General features: G+C 41.1%; 14 protein-coding genes and 1 pseudogene. 3 read left to right on the plus strand and 12 right to left on the minus strand.

Annotated elements, in window-relative coordinates:
* Positions 1–93 precede the first annotated feature (93 nt).
* The 3 genes from LRS05_RS05365 (at position 94) to LRS05_RS05375 (ending at position 4,669) form a co-directional block, all read left to right on the plus strand.
* Positions 94–540 carry a hypothetical protein gene (locus tag LRS05_RS05365; RefSeq protein WP_257867374.1) on the plus strand — a complete coding sequence of 149 codons (447 nt, stop codon included), beginning with the start codon at positions 94–96 and terminating at the stop codon, positions 538–540.
* 547 nt (positions 541–1,087) lie between these two features.
* Positions 1,088–2,761, plus strand: coding sequence for a T9SS type A sorting domain-containing protein (locus LRS05_RS05370; protein ID WP_257867375.1), 1,674 nt, complete (start codon positions 1,088–1,090; stop codon positions 2,759–2,761).
* 150 nt (positions 2,762–2,911) lie between these two features.
* A complete protein-coding gene (locus LRS05_RS05375) occupies positions 2,912–4,669 on the plus strand; it encodes an aromatic amino acid hydroxylase (protein WP_257869236.1) in 1,758 nt (585 codons plus the stop codon).
* A 103-nt stretch (positions 4,670–4,772) separates the two neighbouring features.
* Here the strand turns inward: LRS05_RS05375 and LRS05_RS05380 are convergent, their stop codons facing one another.
* From LRS05_RS05380 to LRS05_RS17610, 12 genes and pseudogenes are all read right to left on the minus strand, one after another.
* Complete coding sequence (locus LRS05_RS05380) at positions 4,773–5,405, minus strand: DUF4230 domain-containing protein (RefSeq protein ID WP_257867376.1); 633 nt, start codon at positions 5,403–5,405, stop codon at positions 4,773–4,775.
* Positions 5,406–5,460: 55 nt separating this feature from the next.
* Entirely contained in the window at positions 5,461–6,117 is a 657-nt protein-coding gene (locus LRS05_RS05385; RefSeq protein ID WP_257867377.1) for a response regulator transcription factor, read from the minus strand.
* A 61-nt stretch (positions 6,118–6,178) separates the two neighbouring features.
* The gene (locus LRS05_RS05390) at positions 6,179–8,098 is read right to left on the minus strand and encodes a tetratricopeptide repeat protein (RefSeq protein WP_257867378.1); all 1,920 of its coding nucleotides are present in this window, start codon (positions 8,096–8,098) and stop codon (positions 6,179–6,181) included.
* A 105-nt stretch (positions 8,099–8,203) separates the two neighbouring features.
* Positions 8,204–8,713 (minus strand): DUF6252 family protein, encoded by a 510-nt coding sequence (locus LRS05_RS05395; protein WP_257867379.1) that lies wholly within the window; start codon positions 8,711–8,713, stop codon positions 8,204–8,206.
* A gap of 75 nt (positions 8,714–8,788) precedes the next feature.
* Positions 8,789–9,433 (minus strand): response regulator transcription factor, encoded by a 645-nt coding sequence (locus LRS05_RS05400; protein WP_257867380.1) that lies wholly within the window; start codon positions 9,431–9,433, stop codon positions 8,789–8,791.
* A complete protein-coding gene (locus tag LRS05_RS05405; protein ID WP_257867381.1) occupies positions 9,430–10,173 on the minus strand; it encodes a sensor histidine kinase in 744 nt (247 codons plus the stop codon). The genes LRS05_RS05400 and LRS05_RS05405 overlap by 4 nt, the downstream gene beginning before the upstream one ends.
* Before the next feature lie 53 nt (positions 10,174–10,226).
* A complete protein-coding gene (locus tag LRS05_RS05410; protein WP_257867382.1) occupies positions 10,227–11,366 on the minus strand; it encodes a tetratricopeptide repeat protein in 1,140 nt (379 codons plus the stop codon).
* Between the two features lie 12 nt (positions 11,367–11,378).
* The gene (locus tag LRS05_RS05415; protein ID WP_257867383.1) at positions 11,379–11,717 is read right to left on the minus strand and encodes a hypothetical protein; all 339 of its coding nucleotides are present in this window, start codon (positions 11,715–11,717) and stop codon (positions 11,379–11,381) included.
* Between the two features lie 70 nt (positions 11,718–11,787).
* The gene (locus tag LRS05_RS05420) at positions 11,788–12,303 is read right to left on the minus strand and encodes a DUF6252 family protein (RefSeq protein WP_257867384.1); all 516 of its coding nucleotides are present in this window, start codon (positions 12,301–12,303) and stop codon (positions 11,788–11,790) included.
* A 33-nt stretch (positions 12,304–12,336) separates the two neighbouring features.
* Positions 12,337–13,302 (minus strand): hypothetical protein, encoded by a 966-nt coding sequence (locus tag LRS05_RS05425; RefSeq protein WP_257867385.1) that lies wholly within the window; start codon positions 13,300–13,302, stop codon positions 12,337–12,339.
* Positions 13,303–13,375: 73 nt separating this feature from the next.
* Positions 13,376–13,642, minus strand: coding sequence for a GSCFA domain-containing protein (locus tag LRS05_RS17215; RefSeq protein ID WP_308224830.1), 267 nt, complete (start codon positions 13,640–13,642; stop codon positions 13,376–13,378).
* Positions 13,639–14,330 (minus strand): annotated as a pseudogene (locus LRS05_RS17610) (GSCFA domain-containing protein). Before LRS05_RS17610 ends, LRS05_RS17215 begins: the two are co-directional and overlap by 4 nt.
* Positions 14,331–14,347 lie beyond the last annotated feature (17 nt).

Raw genomic sequence — 14,347 nt, forward strand, 5'->3', positions numbered from 1 at the left:
CCGCACTAAAGCGGTCATTTTATTGTAAGTTATTGAAATTAATGTTTTTGTAAAAAGTATTTTTTATATTTTAGCAGGATAATCACACATGCTATGAAAAAAGCATTACTTCTTCTTCTCTTAATTATTTCATTTGCTGCATCAGCGCAGGTTGTAAATATACCTGATGCTACTCTCAAAAATATTTTTCTTGCATCAACCGCAACCAGCAGTGTTGCAAAGAATAGTGCGGGTATGCCTTTAAAAATTGACGCTAATAACGATGGTCAAATTCAGGTGTCAGAATCCCAAGCGGCTTATAGTATAAGGATTTATGGCGGTTATACTTTAAGTATTCAAAATTTTACAGGATTAGAGGCTTTTACCAATCTTCGTAAACTTGAATTAGGGAGAAATTATTGGGGGATTTCAATTACTCGATCTTTCAACAATGACACATCTGGAAGAACTGTATTGTTCTACCATGTATGGCTTAAAAAGTTTAAATCTTGGCAATATATCAACTCTCAAGAAGGTTACTTTGGATGGAGTAGGACTTGAACTCATGTCTGCAGATTTTCTCCAAGCACAATCTAACCTGGAGTTTCTTTTAATAACTGATAACAGACTACAATCATTAAATCTTTCAGGGCTTAGTGCACTTAAAGAATTTAAATTTCAAAATACAAACTTTACCATTAAAGGACCATTAGCAAATCTTACCCTTGGGGGTAATGGTTCGCTTACTAAATTAGAATTTCATAATACAAAAGTTGAAGGTGTAAATCTTGGAGGAGCTCCAAACCTAAAAGATATTAATTTGTCAAACAATAATCTACTGCAAGTTAATTTACAAGGTTTGACTCAACTTGTAAAGTTGGATCTGTCTAAAAATTATCTTCAGCAACTGGATCTACAAGGTCTCAGCCAGCTTAAAGAGGTAACTGCAACTGATAACAATATTCAACAGATCAACATCCAAGGATTGAATCAATTGGAAAATATTAATTTCAAAAATAATAGCATTTCTAATATAGACTTGGTCTCGCCCAGTTTAAAGTTCGTTACTATATCGGATAATGTACTATCTCAGCTTTTAATCGAAGATATGCCGAATTTAAAAAGTATCGTTTGTGATAATAATATTATTTCTCAATTAGAAGTTGGCCATCTGCCTAATTTGGAATCTGTATCATGTAAACAAAATCCTGTTACATCGTTGGATTTTAGTAACTGTCCAAAATTTAGGTATGCAGGTTTTGGAGGCAACATCACAGGCCCTCACCTTAATTATCTTAACGTTAAGAACGGTTATGGCGTAATCAATTTTGCTCAAAATTCTGTCAGTGCTCCGCTTTACATATGTGCAGACGAAGGTGAACAGGCATTTGTGTCAACTTATTTTGCCAACCAGCCAGTGACTGTGAGCACCTATTGCTCTTTTACTCCCGGCGGTAATTATAATACTATAGCAGGGGCATTTACTTTTGACGGTGATAGCAACGGATGTACATCTAATGATGCGTTGGCCCAAAATGTAAGGATCGGGATAAGTGACGGAATCCAAACCGGGGCGACAATTACTAACAATTCATGCAACTACAATTTTTACACCCAAGTAGGCAACTTCACACTCACACCGCAATTCGAAAATAACTGGTTTGCCGTTACACCTGCTACCGCTACTGTAAACTTTACCGACAATAATAACAACACGGCAATCCAAAACTTCTGCATATCGCCAAATGGTGTACATCCGGATGTTGAGGTGATACTTTTGCCAGTAATTAGTGCCCAACCAGGATTTGATGCCCGCTACCAAATCGTTTTCAAAAACAAAGGTAACCAGACGTTGAGCGGCAATGTTTTTTTAGGTTATGATGAGACAGTACTAGATTATGTAGCTCTAGGCTCTACAGCTCCAACATCAACAGCAAATGGCCAATTAACCTGGGCATATAGCAATCTTTTGCCATTTGAAAGCCGTACGCTTAATGTAGTGCTCAACCTGAACGGCCCAATGGAAACCCCGCCGGTAAACCTCGACGATGTGCTGAATTATATTGTAAGCATAACCCCAGCTACAGGCGACGAAACTCCTGCAAATAATACTTTTACCCTTAACCAGGTTGTTATAGGCTCTTATGACCCGAATGATATTACCTGCCTTGAAGGTGACATCGTTCACCCTGATAAAATTGGCCAGTACCTGCACTACAATATCAACTTTGAGAATACAGGCACGGCACCTGCAACTTTTATTGTAGTGAAAGATGTAATCAACGCTCAGCAGTATGACATCAACAGCCTGCAGATGCTGCATTCATCACACAACGTTGAGACACGCATCAACGGGAACAAAGTAGAGTTCTTCTTTGATGAAATCAATCTCGCGCCCCTTGGTAAAGGCAACGTGGTGTTCAAGATGAAAACAAAACCTACAGTAGCGATTAATTCTACCGTGATGAATAAAGCTGAGATATTCTTTGACTACAACTGGCCTATTGTAACAAATGAAGCAGAGACTACCTTTGCAGTACTTAGCGCAGGTGATTTTGCTGTGGACAATTCAGTGTCAATATATCCTAACCCGGCTATCACCAATGTTACCATAAAAGCTTCTTCAGCTATAACATCAGTACAGCTTTATGATATACAGGGCAGGCTGCTCATTGCAACAAATAATACAATTCTTGATGTTTCAGACAGGGCATCAGGTATATATTTTGTAAAAGTGATGACGGAAAAAGGCATGAAGATTGAGAAGCTGGTGAGAAAGTAATATTTAAAGAACTATGAAGCCCGCCATTGTGCGGGCTTTTTTGTTTTACTATTATTTTGCTCTATTATACTATTTCAAAATATATACTTCAGCTTTTATCACGGTTTAGTGAGAAATTCGTAATTTTACGAAATGACTAATGTACAAGGCATGAATGCACAAATAGAGACTAACCCACTTATAGAAAGGCTGCCGCAACACCTGAAGCAGTTTATAAAATCACAGGATTACGGAGATTATACACCTATAAACCAGGCCGTGTGGCGCTATGTAATGCGCAAAAATGTTAATTATTTGAGCAGGGTAGCTCACAGTTCATACCTTGAAGGCCTTAAGAAAACCGGAATTGAGGTAGACAGCATACCCAGCATGTACGGTATGAACCGTATTTTGCAGGAAATTGGCTGGGCTGCCGTTGCGGTTGACGGTTTTATTCCGCCGAATGCATTTATGGAGTTCCAGGCATATAATGTACTTGTTATTGCCAGTGACATACGCCAGCTGGAGCATATAGAATATACTCCGGCACCGGATATTATACACGAAGGTGCGGGCCATGCGCCTATTATAGCTAACCCTGAATATGCCGAATATTTAAGGCGTTTCGGCGAGATAGGGTGTAAAGCGATTTCATCAGCGCACGATTATGAAATTTACGAGGCGATACGCCTTTTATCAATACTAAAAGAGGCGGAGGGCACTCCCAAAGAAGAAATTGAGGCGGTTGAAAAGCGTGTAGATGACCTGCAAAATGCCGTGGTGGAGCCCAGCGAAATGGCGCTGATACGCAATTTGCACTGGTGGACAGTAGAGTACGGGCTAATAGGCACCGTTGAAGACCCAAAAATATATGGCGCAGGCCTGCTTTCGTCAATAGGTGAAAGCGCTTGGTGCATGACCGACAATGTAAAAAAACTGACGTATGACATAGAAGCCGCTTACCAGAGTTTTGATATTACCAAGCCACAGCCGCAACTTTATGTTACTCCGGATTTCGCGCACCTTAGCCTTGTGCTTGAAGAGTTTGCAAACAAGATGGCATTGCGCACCGGCGGGCTTTCAGGTATACGCAAACTGATTGATTCGGGCGCTATAGGTACTATTGAGCTGAGTACGGGCATACAGGTTTCAGGAAAGTTTACCAATGTTATCGAGAATGAAGGTAAGCCGGTATATGTGCAGACTATGGGTAAAACAGCACTGTCTTATCGTGAGAAAGAGCTTGTAGGCCACGGAACATCATATCACGCTGAAGGTTTTGGCAGCCCAATAGGTAAACTAAAAGGCATTAACCTGGCCATTGAAGACATGAGTCCGCGTGACCTTATGGCCTATGATATTTATGAAGGCAAACGTACTACACTTGAGTTTGAAGGCGGGGTAACCGTTTCGGGTGAAATTATTACCGGTGCAAGAAACATCCAAGGCAAGATTATTATCATAAGCTTTAAAGATTGTACTGTGACACATGGCGATACAGTTCTCTTTAAGCCTGAGTGGGGTGTTTATGACATGGCAGTAGGGAAGAAGGTGATTTCGGCATACTCAGGCCCGGCTGATGTAAACAGCTTTGACATGATTACACATGTACCGTCAAGCCAGACAATAAAAGCGAAAAAATCTCCGGAACGTGAAGAACTGGAAGGCTTATACCAGGCAGTGCGCGATACACGCGAAGGAAGACAGGCGAAATTAACACCTGCAGAAATTTTTGCCAGGCTAAAGCAAAATCACCCGAACGACTGGCTGCTTTCTGTTGAGCTGGCTGAGTTGCTCAATAAGAATAACAACCCGCTTTTGCAGGAAGTACTATTGCACCTTGATGATGTGAAGAAGCGCCGTGAAAAAGTGGCCCACCTTATTGACGGGGGACTTGAACTTATATTTGAAAAAGAAGAAATAAAATAAGAAAAGCGCCTAGAGGCGCTTTTTTTTCCATTTCGAACGAAGCGTAGCGTAGTGGAGAAATCTCAAAGTGATTAAGATTTCTCCTAACGTCGAAATGGAATTATTACAATTCACTTTTGCCGAACACTTTTTCCATAGAATTTTCCTGTACCGGCTGGCCATTATATTGCAGTGTCCAGCCCATGGTATTAGTTAGTATCAGTATTTTTGAAAGCTCACTCAGCAGCCTGTTTTGTGCGTTAGTTTTAAGGGAAGACTTTTCAACCTTTGCGCGGAGGCTTTTCTTTACGCGGTCGTTTATCTTGTTATAATCGTCACCGCTAAACTCGTTAAAGCCGTTTTGCTGTATATCATAAAACTTCAACTGAGGGTTTATCTTTATCTCTTCTTTGGATATGTTAGTAATGGTGATGGTTTTTGACGCTTCATCAATATTATATTGAAGCTGGCTGAGGTCATAGCTCACAGTAACATCGGCATTTACAATCACTATTGCTTTCTTTTCTGCCGAAAGTATATTCAGGAAATAGCGTTGCGTGTCTTTATACGTCAGTACTTCAGCAAAATGCCCTTCAGTCACTACAAGTTTACTTACATTCTTTATCTGCGTTTGTATTAATGCCGTCTCATCAATCTCTGTAGTGTCATCCTTCTTGAATTCACAATAGCGGAAAAGCAGTATTGCCAGGACTATTGCCGCAATTGCATAAAGCGTTCTTTTAATAATGGGCCGCATGCTTGTTTTTCTTACAAGTTACAAATACACACGCTTAGCCCAAAGCAGTTTAACTTTATATAATATTGTTTTGTTTTGCTTTTTGCACGGCTTCTAACTTAGAATGTACCTGGAGCTTTTTGTAAATATTCTCGATATGTTTACGTATTGTGCTGGGTGAGAGGAAGAGGTTATCAGCAATAATTGTGTAGCTAAGGCCCTTGCTTAGCTGCTCCAGCACATCAATTTCGCGGCTGCTCAGCTTTACAGCATCCATTTCGGCAACACTGTCAATGTCTATCGGGTTACGCAGCAGTTTCAGTGTTTTCATCGCGATAGACGGGTTCATGGCGGCACCCCCGTTTAGTGTGTCAATAATACCGTCATATAAGTCTTCCGCCTCTACGTCTTTCAGCAAATAACCATCGGCCCCGGCCTTAATCGACCGGAAAATATTTTCATCATTGTCAAATACTGTTAGCATTATCACCTTTATCTGCGGATAGCGTTGTTTTAGCAGAGAAGTAGCTTCAATGCCATTAACAACAGGCATCTCAATATCCATCAATACAACATCAATATTATGGCTGCTGCAGAGCTTATCCAGTAATTCCTGTCCGTTTAAGGCGCGCACCCGTACATCAGCCCCTTCAAAATACGTCAGCTTTTCGGCAATTGCCTTTAGCAAAAAGGTATTATCATCAGCTATCGCTATTCTTATTTTCCGGCTCATATGGGTGTTTTTAATTGTAAATATACTATTGGCAGAGTTTAATTACTGTAAGCCAGATGCCCTATTTTATAACGATGCTTACGGTAGTGCCTGTGTTTGATGATATAAACGAGACATTGCCCGCTGTTTCTGCAATCCGTTTTCGGATGTTATCAAGCCCGTTCCCGGTTCGTTCGGCGGTAGTGTCAAAACCTTTACCATTGTCAGAAATCATGATATTATAGCCACTGCTTACTGTGCGTAAGCTTACTTCAATTTTGGTGGCATCAGCATGTTTTAGTGCATTATTGACTGACTCCTGTATTACCCGGTATAGGTTTATCCCGAGTAAGGATGAGAACGAAAGCGTATATGGAATCTTTTCGTCAATATAAAAATTGAAATCTATGCCTCGCGATGCTGCCTTTGCCGCTTCTATAAAATTGCTAATGCGGTTTTTGAGGTCGGCTACAGTAATAGCGTCTTTATTCATGGCCCAAATGGTGTCACGCAGTTCGGTAATGGTTTCTTTGGTAAAGAAACGTATGCCTGCCAGCTTGTCTTTCAGTCCCGCGTCTGTAATACTATAGCCGTACTTAAGATTATCAAGCGATGAGATGATAAAAGTAAGCTGTGAGCCTATGTTGTCATGTAAATCACGAGATATGTGCAGCCTTTGTTCCTGCAGTTTGTTCTGTGTTTCAATCTGCAGCAGCGCGTCTTTCAGTTCAGCTTCTTTCTGCAGCTTTATTGCCTTTATCTTTTGTTTGTTGTACAGTGCAAAACCCAGCAGAGTAAGAAGTAACGCCCCAATTACAACCCCGTAAATGATAATTCGCTGCCGGCCTATCTGCAGCTGGCTTTCGGCAATCTCTGCTCTCTGTTTTAATATTTCACGTTCTTTGCGCGCAGTTTTGTACCGGGTTTCAAGTTCGGCCATCTTCGCAAAATTGTCTTTGTTCAGCAGCGAGTCTTTTATCCTGACAGATTCGGCAAGGCTTGTATAAGCATCATCAAGCTTTTTTGTTGCCTGCTGTATTTTAGATGTGATCTTCAGCGCTTCGGCAAGTTCATTTTTGGCGCCTATTTCCTTAGCAAGTTCAGCCGACATTTTTGCATACTTTTCAGCTTCTGCATATTTTTTATCCTGCAGATAGATATCGGCAAGAACCTTATAGCTTCCGCTCATGCCATGGCGGTCATCCAGCTTTGTTTTAATGACAATAGCTTTATTTACGAACTCCAGCGCCCGTTTATAATCTTTCTGTATCAGGTAAATCTCGGCAATGTTATTATATATAATCGCCATGCCCTTATGGTCGTCAAGCTTTTCTTTTACCGGCAGCTGCTCCCAATAAATTTTCAGTGCCTTTTCAAACTGCTTTAATTTAAAATACATAAAAGCCTGGTTTATTGCCGCGCCTGACCGGCCACGGTCATCTTTTGCCAGCACATGATACTTTTCAGCAAGCTTAAAGTTTTCAAGCGCATCATGATACCTTTGCTGTGAGTCGTTCATTATACCAAGGTTCTGGTAAGCGTTTGATAGTACCAGATAGAGGTTGTTTGCTTCGGCATCGTGTATCACCTCCATCAGTATTTCATTAGAACGTTCATACTCACCCCTGTAAAAGTGTGTCATGGCAATGTTATTGCGTGCATTGCCAACGCCTATTTTAGTGTCAGACTCCCTGAATAATTCAACCGCCTTATTGAACGCGGCGAACGCAGAATCATACTGGCTGAGGTTGCGGTAGCATAAACCAAGAGTATTGTGGCCCGACGCCTGAAGACGGGGAATGGAAGACAACAAACCATGGCGAATAGCCATTTTTGCATACTTCTTGCCCTGCGGGGGATTATTGTAAATGAGTTTGCGGGCAAGGGTATTGTATTGTACCGATGCGGCAGAATCTTCTGCTTTGCCTGCCTGCATCTTTTCCTGAGCTCTAATGCCCCAACTTAAAAAAAGCAACAGTGCGTAAATATAGTTCTTTGCCATAGGCAACATATTTAAAGTTAGGCTGTTGGCATAAAGATAAAAATATTTGCCCTGCCACTCCATACAGGAAGCAGGGCAAAACATCCAAAAAAATACCTTAAGTGATTATTGGAAGTTGGCGCGAAAAGAGCCTTCAGTTACACTTACCGTTTCGGTAGAACCTTCCTGTACCCTCCTTCCTGTGAAACTAAAAGTCCCTTCAACCTTTGTATCATCAGCGAGGGTTATCTGGGCTGTGCCGCTTGCGCCGCCTTCCGCAGCTGATGAGTAGGAGATAGCCGACATGTTTTGCATTTTGGTATAAATCATCTGGCCGTTTGTCATGTTGCTGAGGTTGTATGTGCCCTCGCCGTCGAAACTCAAAATCATTATCTGTATTGCGTTGCCGCCATTATCACTGCCCTGCACCATCAATGTTGTAGGATTAGGGTTTGATGCCGCAACAGCATCAAATAATGTTGATGAGGCAAAATCCTGCCCGTTTACCTTAGCTGCTACGTATTCACCTGTAGGGGTGCCGCCACCGTTAGAATTTCCGTCATCATCTCCGCATGATGCTGCGAGAAAAGAGAGCGAACCAAGCATTGCTGCTGTAAGTAGTCGTAATGTTTTCATAAGTTGTCAGTGTTTAAAGTTATCTCCCAAATTTGAGATTTACACCAAACTGATACAATACGGCAACTGCCCTAATTAAATTATGTTGCTTCGCCTGGCTTTATCTATAGCTTCAAGCTTATTATGCACCTGCAGCTTTGTATATATATTTTCAATATGCTTGCGTACAGTGCCCGATGATATAAAAAGATTATCAGCAATCAGGTTGTAGCTTAGGCCTTTGCTAAGCTGCTCTAATACGGCGGTTTCTCTTGATGTTAGCTGTACTTCAGCACGTTGGCGGTCTTCAAAAGTTATGGGATTCCGTAACAGCTTTAGCGACTTTAGTGCTATAGAGGGTGTCATCGCTGCGCCACCGTTCATTGTTTCCAATATGCCGCGGTGCAGGGCATTTAACTCTACTTCCTTCAGTAAATAACCGTCAGCCCCGGCTTTTATAGCATTAAAAATGTTTTCATCATTGTCAAATACCGTGAGCATGATCACTTTTAACTGCGGGTACCGTGACTTTACCTTCGCAGTGGCTTCAATGCCGTCCATCTTTGGCATTTCTATATCCATTAAAATCAAGTCAATGTTGTGATTTTCTTCCAGCTTTTCTATCAGCTCAATGCCGTTGGCACACATAAACCGGCATGAAAGGTCATTAAAGAACGATATCTTATCGGCAATGGCTTTCTGCAGGAACAGGTTGTCGTCAACAATAGCAATACGTATCATTTGCCGAAAGATTTGAAGTGTAGTGTTATATCGGTGCCGTGAGGTGAAGATACTGCCTTAAATGTGCCGCCAATGTCTTCTGCGCGCTTTTGCATGTTATATAGCCCGTTGCCTTTGGGCCCTTTGTTCAGGTCAAAGCCATTACCATTATCTTTTATGTTGATGGTAAACCCGCCGGCTTCATCTGTGTTAATTATTACCGATGCTGCCTTTGCGCCGGAATGCTTGATGATATTGTTGACCGCTTCCTGAATTATGCGGTAAACATTCATGCCTTCAACCGATGTGAGCCTTGCTTCATTAAGCTCATCATCAATGCTGAAGCTGAAAGCGATGCCGCTGCCGGCATCTTCAGCTTTTTCAAAAAAGTTATGTATACGCACCTGCAGGTCTTCAAAGGAAATGTCTTTATTGTTCATGGCCCAGATGGTGTCACGCAGCTCGCGTATGGTATCGCGAGTAAAGGCGCTTATGCCCGTAAGCCTGTTTTCTATTGCCGGGTTATTAACAGGATAGGTATGCTTTAGCATGTCTATAGACGAAATGATGAACGTAAGCTGTGCACCTATATTATCATGCAGGTCCTTAGAGATTTCAAGCCGCTGCTCCTGCAATTTGTTTTGCGCACGTATTTCGCTTATGGCTGCCTCCAATTCAAATTCCTGCTGCTGCTGCCTGTTTTTAATAATTTGCTGCCTGAAAAGCATATATCCTATAACAACACTAAAAAACACCAGCATAAGCAATATGCCCAGCCACATGTTCTTCCGCCTGAATTCCGCGTTCTGTTCGGCTATTTGCCGTTCTTTTTCTCAGTTTGGTACTTTGCCTCAAGCTCCAGCGTCTGCGCCGTTACCTTCTCTTTAAGTGTAAGGTACTCGTTGTGTTTATATTTCTCAAGATAATAGTCTGCGCTGTCCCGCATCCCCAACGAGCCGTACACCGGCACCAGATCAAGATAAATTCGCGAGGTTTCGGTGCGGTCTTTAATTTTCTCCATTACCCTAAGCGCCTTCAGGTAATGTTTTTTTGCCTTGCCTACATCATTCAGGTTATAATAAGCAATACCAAAACCATTGTCAATCAGGGCTTCATCATAATCGCTGTGCACATCTGTTGCAACCTGCCTGCTTTTTAACAGATAATCCAGCGCCTGTTTGTATCTTCCTGTATGGTTATAAAGAAAACCCAGGTCAAATAGTGCCGTACTTTGAACCATAGCACTCTTTTCTTTTTCCGCCAAAGCTGCCGCATCTTTATAATATTTTTCGGCGAGGTTATACTTACGCTGGTCTTTATACAGGTTTGCCAGATTTACATATACCATTGCCAGCTGCACATTCTGCCCTGTGGCTTTACGGTAGCGGGCAACTTCAAAATATAGCTTTTCAGCTTTTTCGTAATTATGCATATTGCTATGCAGCAACGCGATGTTGTTTTTTACAAAATCTATTTTTGCCGAATCGCCGATTGCTTCGAAATAAGAAAGCGCTTTAATGTATTTATGCATAGCACTATCGGGTACAGACTTTCGCTCGTACACGGCCCCCATATTGCACCATACTGATGCTATGCCTGTAGAGTCTTTCATAACCCGGCGTATTTGCAGCGCTTTGCGGTAATTTTTAAGCGAGGTATTGGCATCACCTTTGGTAAGATACACTGCACCAAGATCGCTGTATACTTGTGCTAAAAGTTTGTTATTACCGGTTTTCCGTGTCAGGCTTACAGCTTTTTTGCCATAGGCCAGGGAAGAGTCTATAGACACATGGGAGTAGTACCAAGTAAGGTCACAGTAAATGGCAGCTTTTTTATCATCGGCGTTAGTTTTGCGCAGTTCGGTTTTAAGGCTGTCAATTACCTGGGGTATATCCTGTGCCTGAATTGTGGCGGAGAATAATATAGTAAAAAAATACAGTAATTTTCTTATCATTCTCTTATTTAATTAGTTAATAAAAGCCAATGTTAAAAATAAGTTAAAAAAATCAATTATCCTGTACGGGATATGCTTAATTTTTTGTGATATGATTTTAAACAATTCATGCTGCAATTCATTAATGTCATGCATTAGCTTTACCTTCCCTGATTTTAAAATCACATCAATTTCATCCATAAGTTTCATTTTTATCTTCATAGATAATTTTTTAACAGTCAATGCCCTGATTATTTCCTCCAGTAACTGCACCTTTTTATAATGCTTTTTAAGATTACGGATATTTTGTACTTCTAAAAATACTGTAAATGAAATCATTATGATTAAAAGGAATATAATAACTGTCGCCATAGCATAATTTTTTAAGGCAGAAATACGGCCGTAGCCGTATTCTTACACACACATTATTTACAATGAAAACCTAGTTGGCAAATATACCTCTAAAGCTACCTTCTGTAATTGTTTTGCTTTGCGAACAATTGTCATCATCCTTTCCTACAAAATTAAATGTGCCTTCAACTTTTGTATTGTCAAGATGCGTAATGTTAAGTGTACCAGTAGCGCCGCTGCAGTTGCTGGTGTCATAGCTTATGCTATTTGCAGCGTTAAAGTATGCAAGCACGCTTTCATCTTCAGCGTCAATGGTATATGTTCCGGTTGCGGTAATTCCGTGCATTACAATTACCATTGTGTTAGCCTCCATTGTACTGCCCTGTACGCTGATGAAAGTTGCGTCACCCGTTCCTTGTCTTGTAGCCGTGGCTGTTGAATGCCCCATCACCATTGATGAAAAACCTGTACCGTCAACTTTTCCCTGAATAAAAGTGCCATCGGGCAGTGTGTTATTGTTATTTTGTGCGTCGTCATCGCCGCAGGCGGTTAAGGTTACTGCCATTAAAGACATAATTGCAAATCCTGATGTAATTAGTTTTTTCATTTGTTTTAGATTTAGTTAGTTATAATTTGATATTTAGTGTATGTATACGCTGTACACATTTTCGTCATTATTTTCAAAAGGTGTGTCGACTGCCTGATTTTCAATATTGAAAACATAGCTTTTAGATTTTGTGTAATCTTGCCCTGTCACCGTTACCACACCATGTTTATTATCAGCGGCCATCTCCAGCTGATAGATTGTCCAGCCGCTGCCAAGGCCTGATATTAAAGTCATGTCTTCGTGTGTTTTAGCCGCCATATCTACTACTCGCGCCTTGATAGTGTTCCCTTCTTTGAAAGGGATTACAGCCACTGATCCGTCATTTGAAAATACGCCATCGCGAAATTCCTGGGCCTGGGTAAAGCTTACATTATGATACAAGCCTCCCGCTCCGCCATCACCATCTTTATCAATTATTGTAACTGAATTACTTGCTTGTGATGCTACCAGATAGTATTTCCTGTTATCTGAAACATCTGTAACATCGTATTGTCCTGAAATGTTTTGCAGACCTGTACCGTCAGCATTTACAACTTTAAGGCTGCGAGTTACATCCGGGAACGGGGTTGATACTACAAAGAAAATCTTGTTATCACTGCAAAATCTCACTTTGCCGAGACTCATCATAGGGTTGTCTTCAAAATACACCATATGGTCATTTGTCCCATCAATATTTGCCACACGTACTTCACGCACATGTGAGTTTGTTGGTGAACCCGAAGCCTGGTAGTTGGTATATGCTATCATAGTGCCATCCGGGCTTACAGACAGGTCAGAGAAATAACTGTTGCTGTTAACCATCTTGTTTATGATAGTAGTTTCGTTTGCCCCTGTGCGCGACATAACATTTACCTTGGCAGTATCAATTGCAAAAAGTCTAATTTCACCGGTGGGAGGGTTCGTGTTATTGTTGGGTTGTGAGTCATCATCGCTGCATGATGCCATAAATAATCCGCAAAATATTATGCAGATAATGCCTGTAAGTTTTAATGTTTTCATAGTGAGTAGTTTTGATTACCTTGCAAAGATGCGGTTGCAATCAAAGCTGCTCAATACGTAGAGTTACGTATATTTAGAATACGATGTGTGGATGGAGTTGCTGCAAATCGCTGATTTTCTGTTCAATGTTTGCAATAAAAGCTGCGTGTGCAGCTGAATTTGGATTAAAGGGGCGGTGCTGAAGGCCTTTTTGTATAGCATCCACCTCAAGCATTGTTTTTTGTGCTTCTTCAGAGATATAGGCATGCGTAAAACGTTCCCAGATATAGTTTATCGCCGTTTCTGACGGATGTATCATGTCGGCGGCATAAAAACGGTAATCACGCAGTTCATCCATCATGATTTCGTATGAAGGGAAGTATTTGGTTGGGGGTTGGGTGGTCGGGTTTCCAAAACATCGTGCAGTGCTGAGATAAGGTTGGCTTTACCACGCTGGTTTTCTGCGAAGCCATCTTTTATATGACGAACAGGAGATACTGTGAAAATTACTGCTGCATCGTGATTCAATGATGCAATCATTTGAGCAATATTTTCCAGACTCAGTTTTATCGTTTCGGCTGAAAGCAGCTCTTTTGTAAACTCTTTTTGTGGTACTTTATGGCAGTTGGCTACAATCTCATTACCCGAACTATAGCGGTAGACCCACGCTGTGCCAAGTGTGATAATAATATGGCTTGCTGTTTTCAGCTCTTCATAGGTTGAAGTTACAGCGTTGTTAAGGTTTTGAAGCAGTATATCTTTATCCTGATGGCTCAGGTCGCTATGCGCATCAAAGCAATGCCATCGCTCATTATGAAAAAAATATCGGCTTCGGTAAACTCTTTTCTGTTTACTGCGAAGCCGATAAATTTTTCTATAGCCTTGGGGCTGAACAAAATGCCGAAAGGATTGGTAATGTTCCTGAATTTGAAATAATCAAACTTTTGCCCAATATTCACCGCAAAGCACGAACCCAAAGACACCACCCGGGAATTATAATCAATTTGATGATTACTTTTTGAAATGGGTATTTGGGTTGTGAAGTGCATGGTTCTATTTGAAAGTT

The sequence above is a fragment of the Flavobacterium sp. J372 genome (assembly GCF_024699965.1).
GTDB lineage: Bacteria > Bacteroidota > Bacteroidia > Flavobacteriales > Flavobacteriaceae > Flavobacterium.

What these genes read in the sequence shown, in the direction of transcription:
- LRS05_RS05375 (WP_257869236.1), top strand. Translation starts at nt 2,912, where the DNA reads ATGAATGCACAAATAGAGACTAACCCACTTATAGAAAGGCTGCCGCAA.
- LRS05_RS05365 (WP_257867374.1), top strand. Translation starts at nt 94, where the DNA reads ATGAAAAAAGCATTACTTCTTCTTCTCTTAATTATTTCATTTGCTGCA.
- LRS05_RS17215 (WP_308224830.1), bottom strand. Translation starts at nt 13,642, where the DNA reads ATGATGGATGAACTGCGTGATTACCGTTTTTATGCCGCCGACATGATA.
- LRS05_RS05425 (WP_257867385.1), bottom strand. Translation starts at nt 13,302, where the DNA reads ATGAAAACATTAAAACTTACAGGCATTATCTGCATAATATTTTGCGGA.
- LRS05_RS05390 (WP_257867378.1), bottom strand. Translation starts at nt 8,098, where the DNA reads ATGGCAAAGAACTATATTTACGCACTGTTGCTTTTTTTAAGTTGGGGC.
- LRS05_RS05385 (WP_257867377.1), bottom strand. Translation starts at nt 6,117, where the DNA reads ATGAGCCGGAAAATAAGAATAGCGATAGCTGATGATAATACCTTTTTG.
- LRS05_RS05415 (WP_257867383.1), bottom strand. Translation starts at nt 11,717, where the DNA reads ATGGCGACAGTTATTATATTCCTTTTAATCATAATGATTTCATTTACA.
- LRS05_RS05395 (WP_257867379.1), bottom strand. Translation starts at nt 8,713, where the DNA reads ATGAAAACATTACGACTACTTACAGCAGCAATGCTTGGTTCGCTCTCT.
- LRS05_RS05420 (WP_257867384.1), bottom strand. Translation starts at nt 12,303, where the DNA reads ATGAAAAAACTAATTACATCAGGATTTGCAATTATGTCTTTAATGGCA.
- LRS05_RS05400 (WP_257867380.1), bottom strand. Translation starts at nt 9,433, where the DNA reads ATGATACGTATTGCTATTGTTGACGACAACCTGTTCCTGCAGAAAGCC.
- LRS05_RS05410 (WP_257867382.1), bottom strand. Translation starts at nt 11,366, where the DNA reads ATGATAAGAAAATTACTGTATTTTTTTACTATATTATTCTCCGCCACA.
- LRS05_RS05380 (WP_257867376.1), bottom strand. Translation starts at nt 5,405, where the DNA reads ATGCGGCCCATTATTAAAAGAACGCTTTATGCAATTGCGGCAATAGTC.
- LRS05_RS05370 (WP_257867375.1), top strand. Translation starts at nt 1,088, where the DNA reads ATGCCGAATTTAAAAAGTATCGTTTGTGATAATAATATTATTTCTCAA.
- LRS05_RS05405 (WP_257867381.1), bottom strand. Translation starts at nt 10,173, where the DNA reads ATGCTGGTGTTTTTTAGTGTTGTTATAGGATATATGCTTTTCAGGCAG.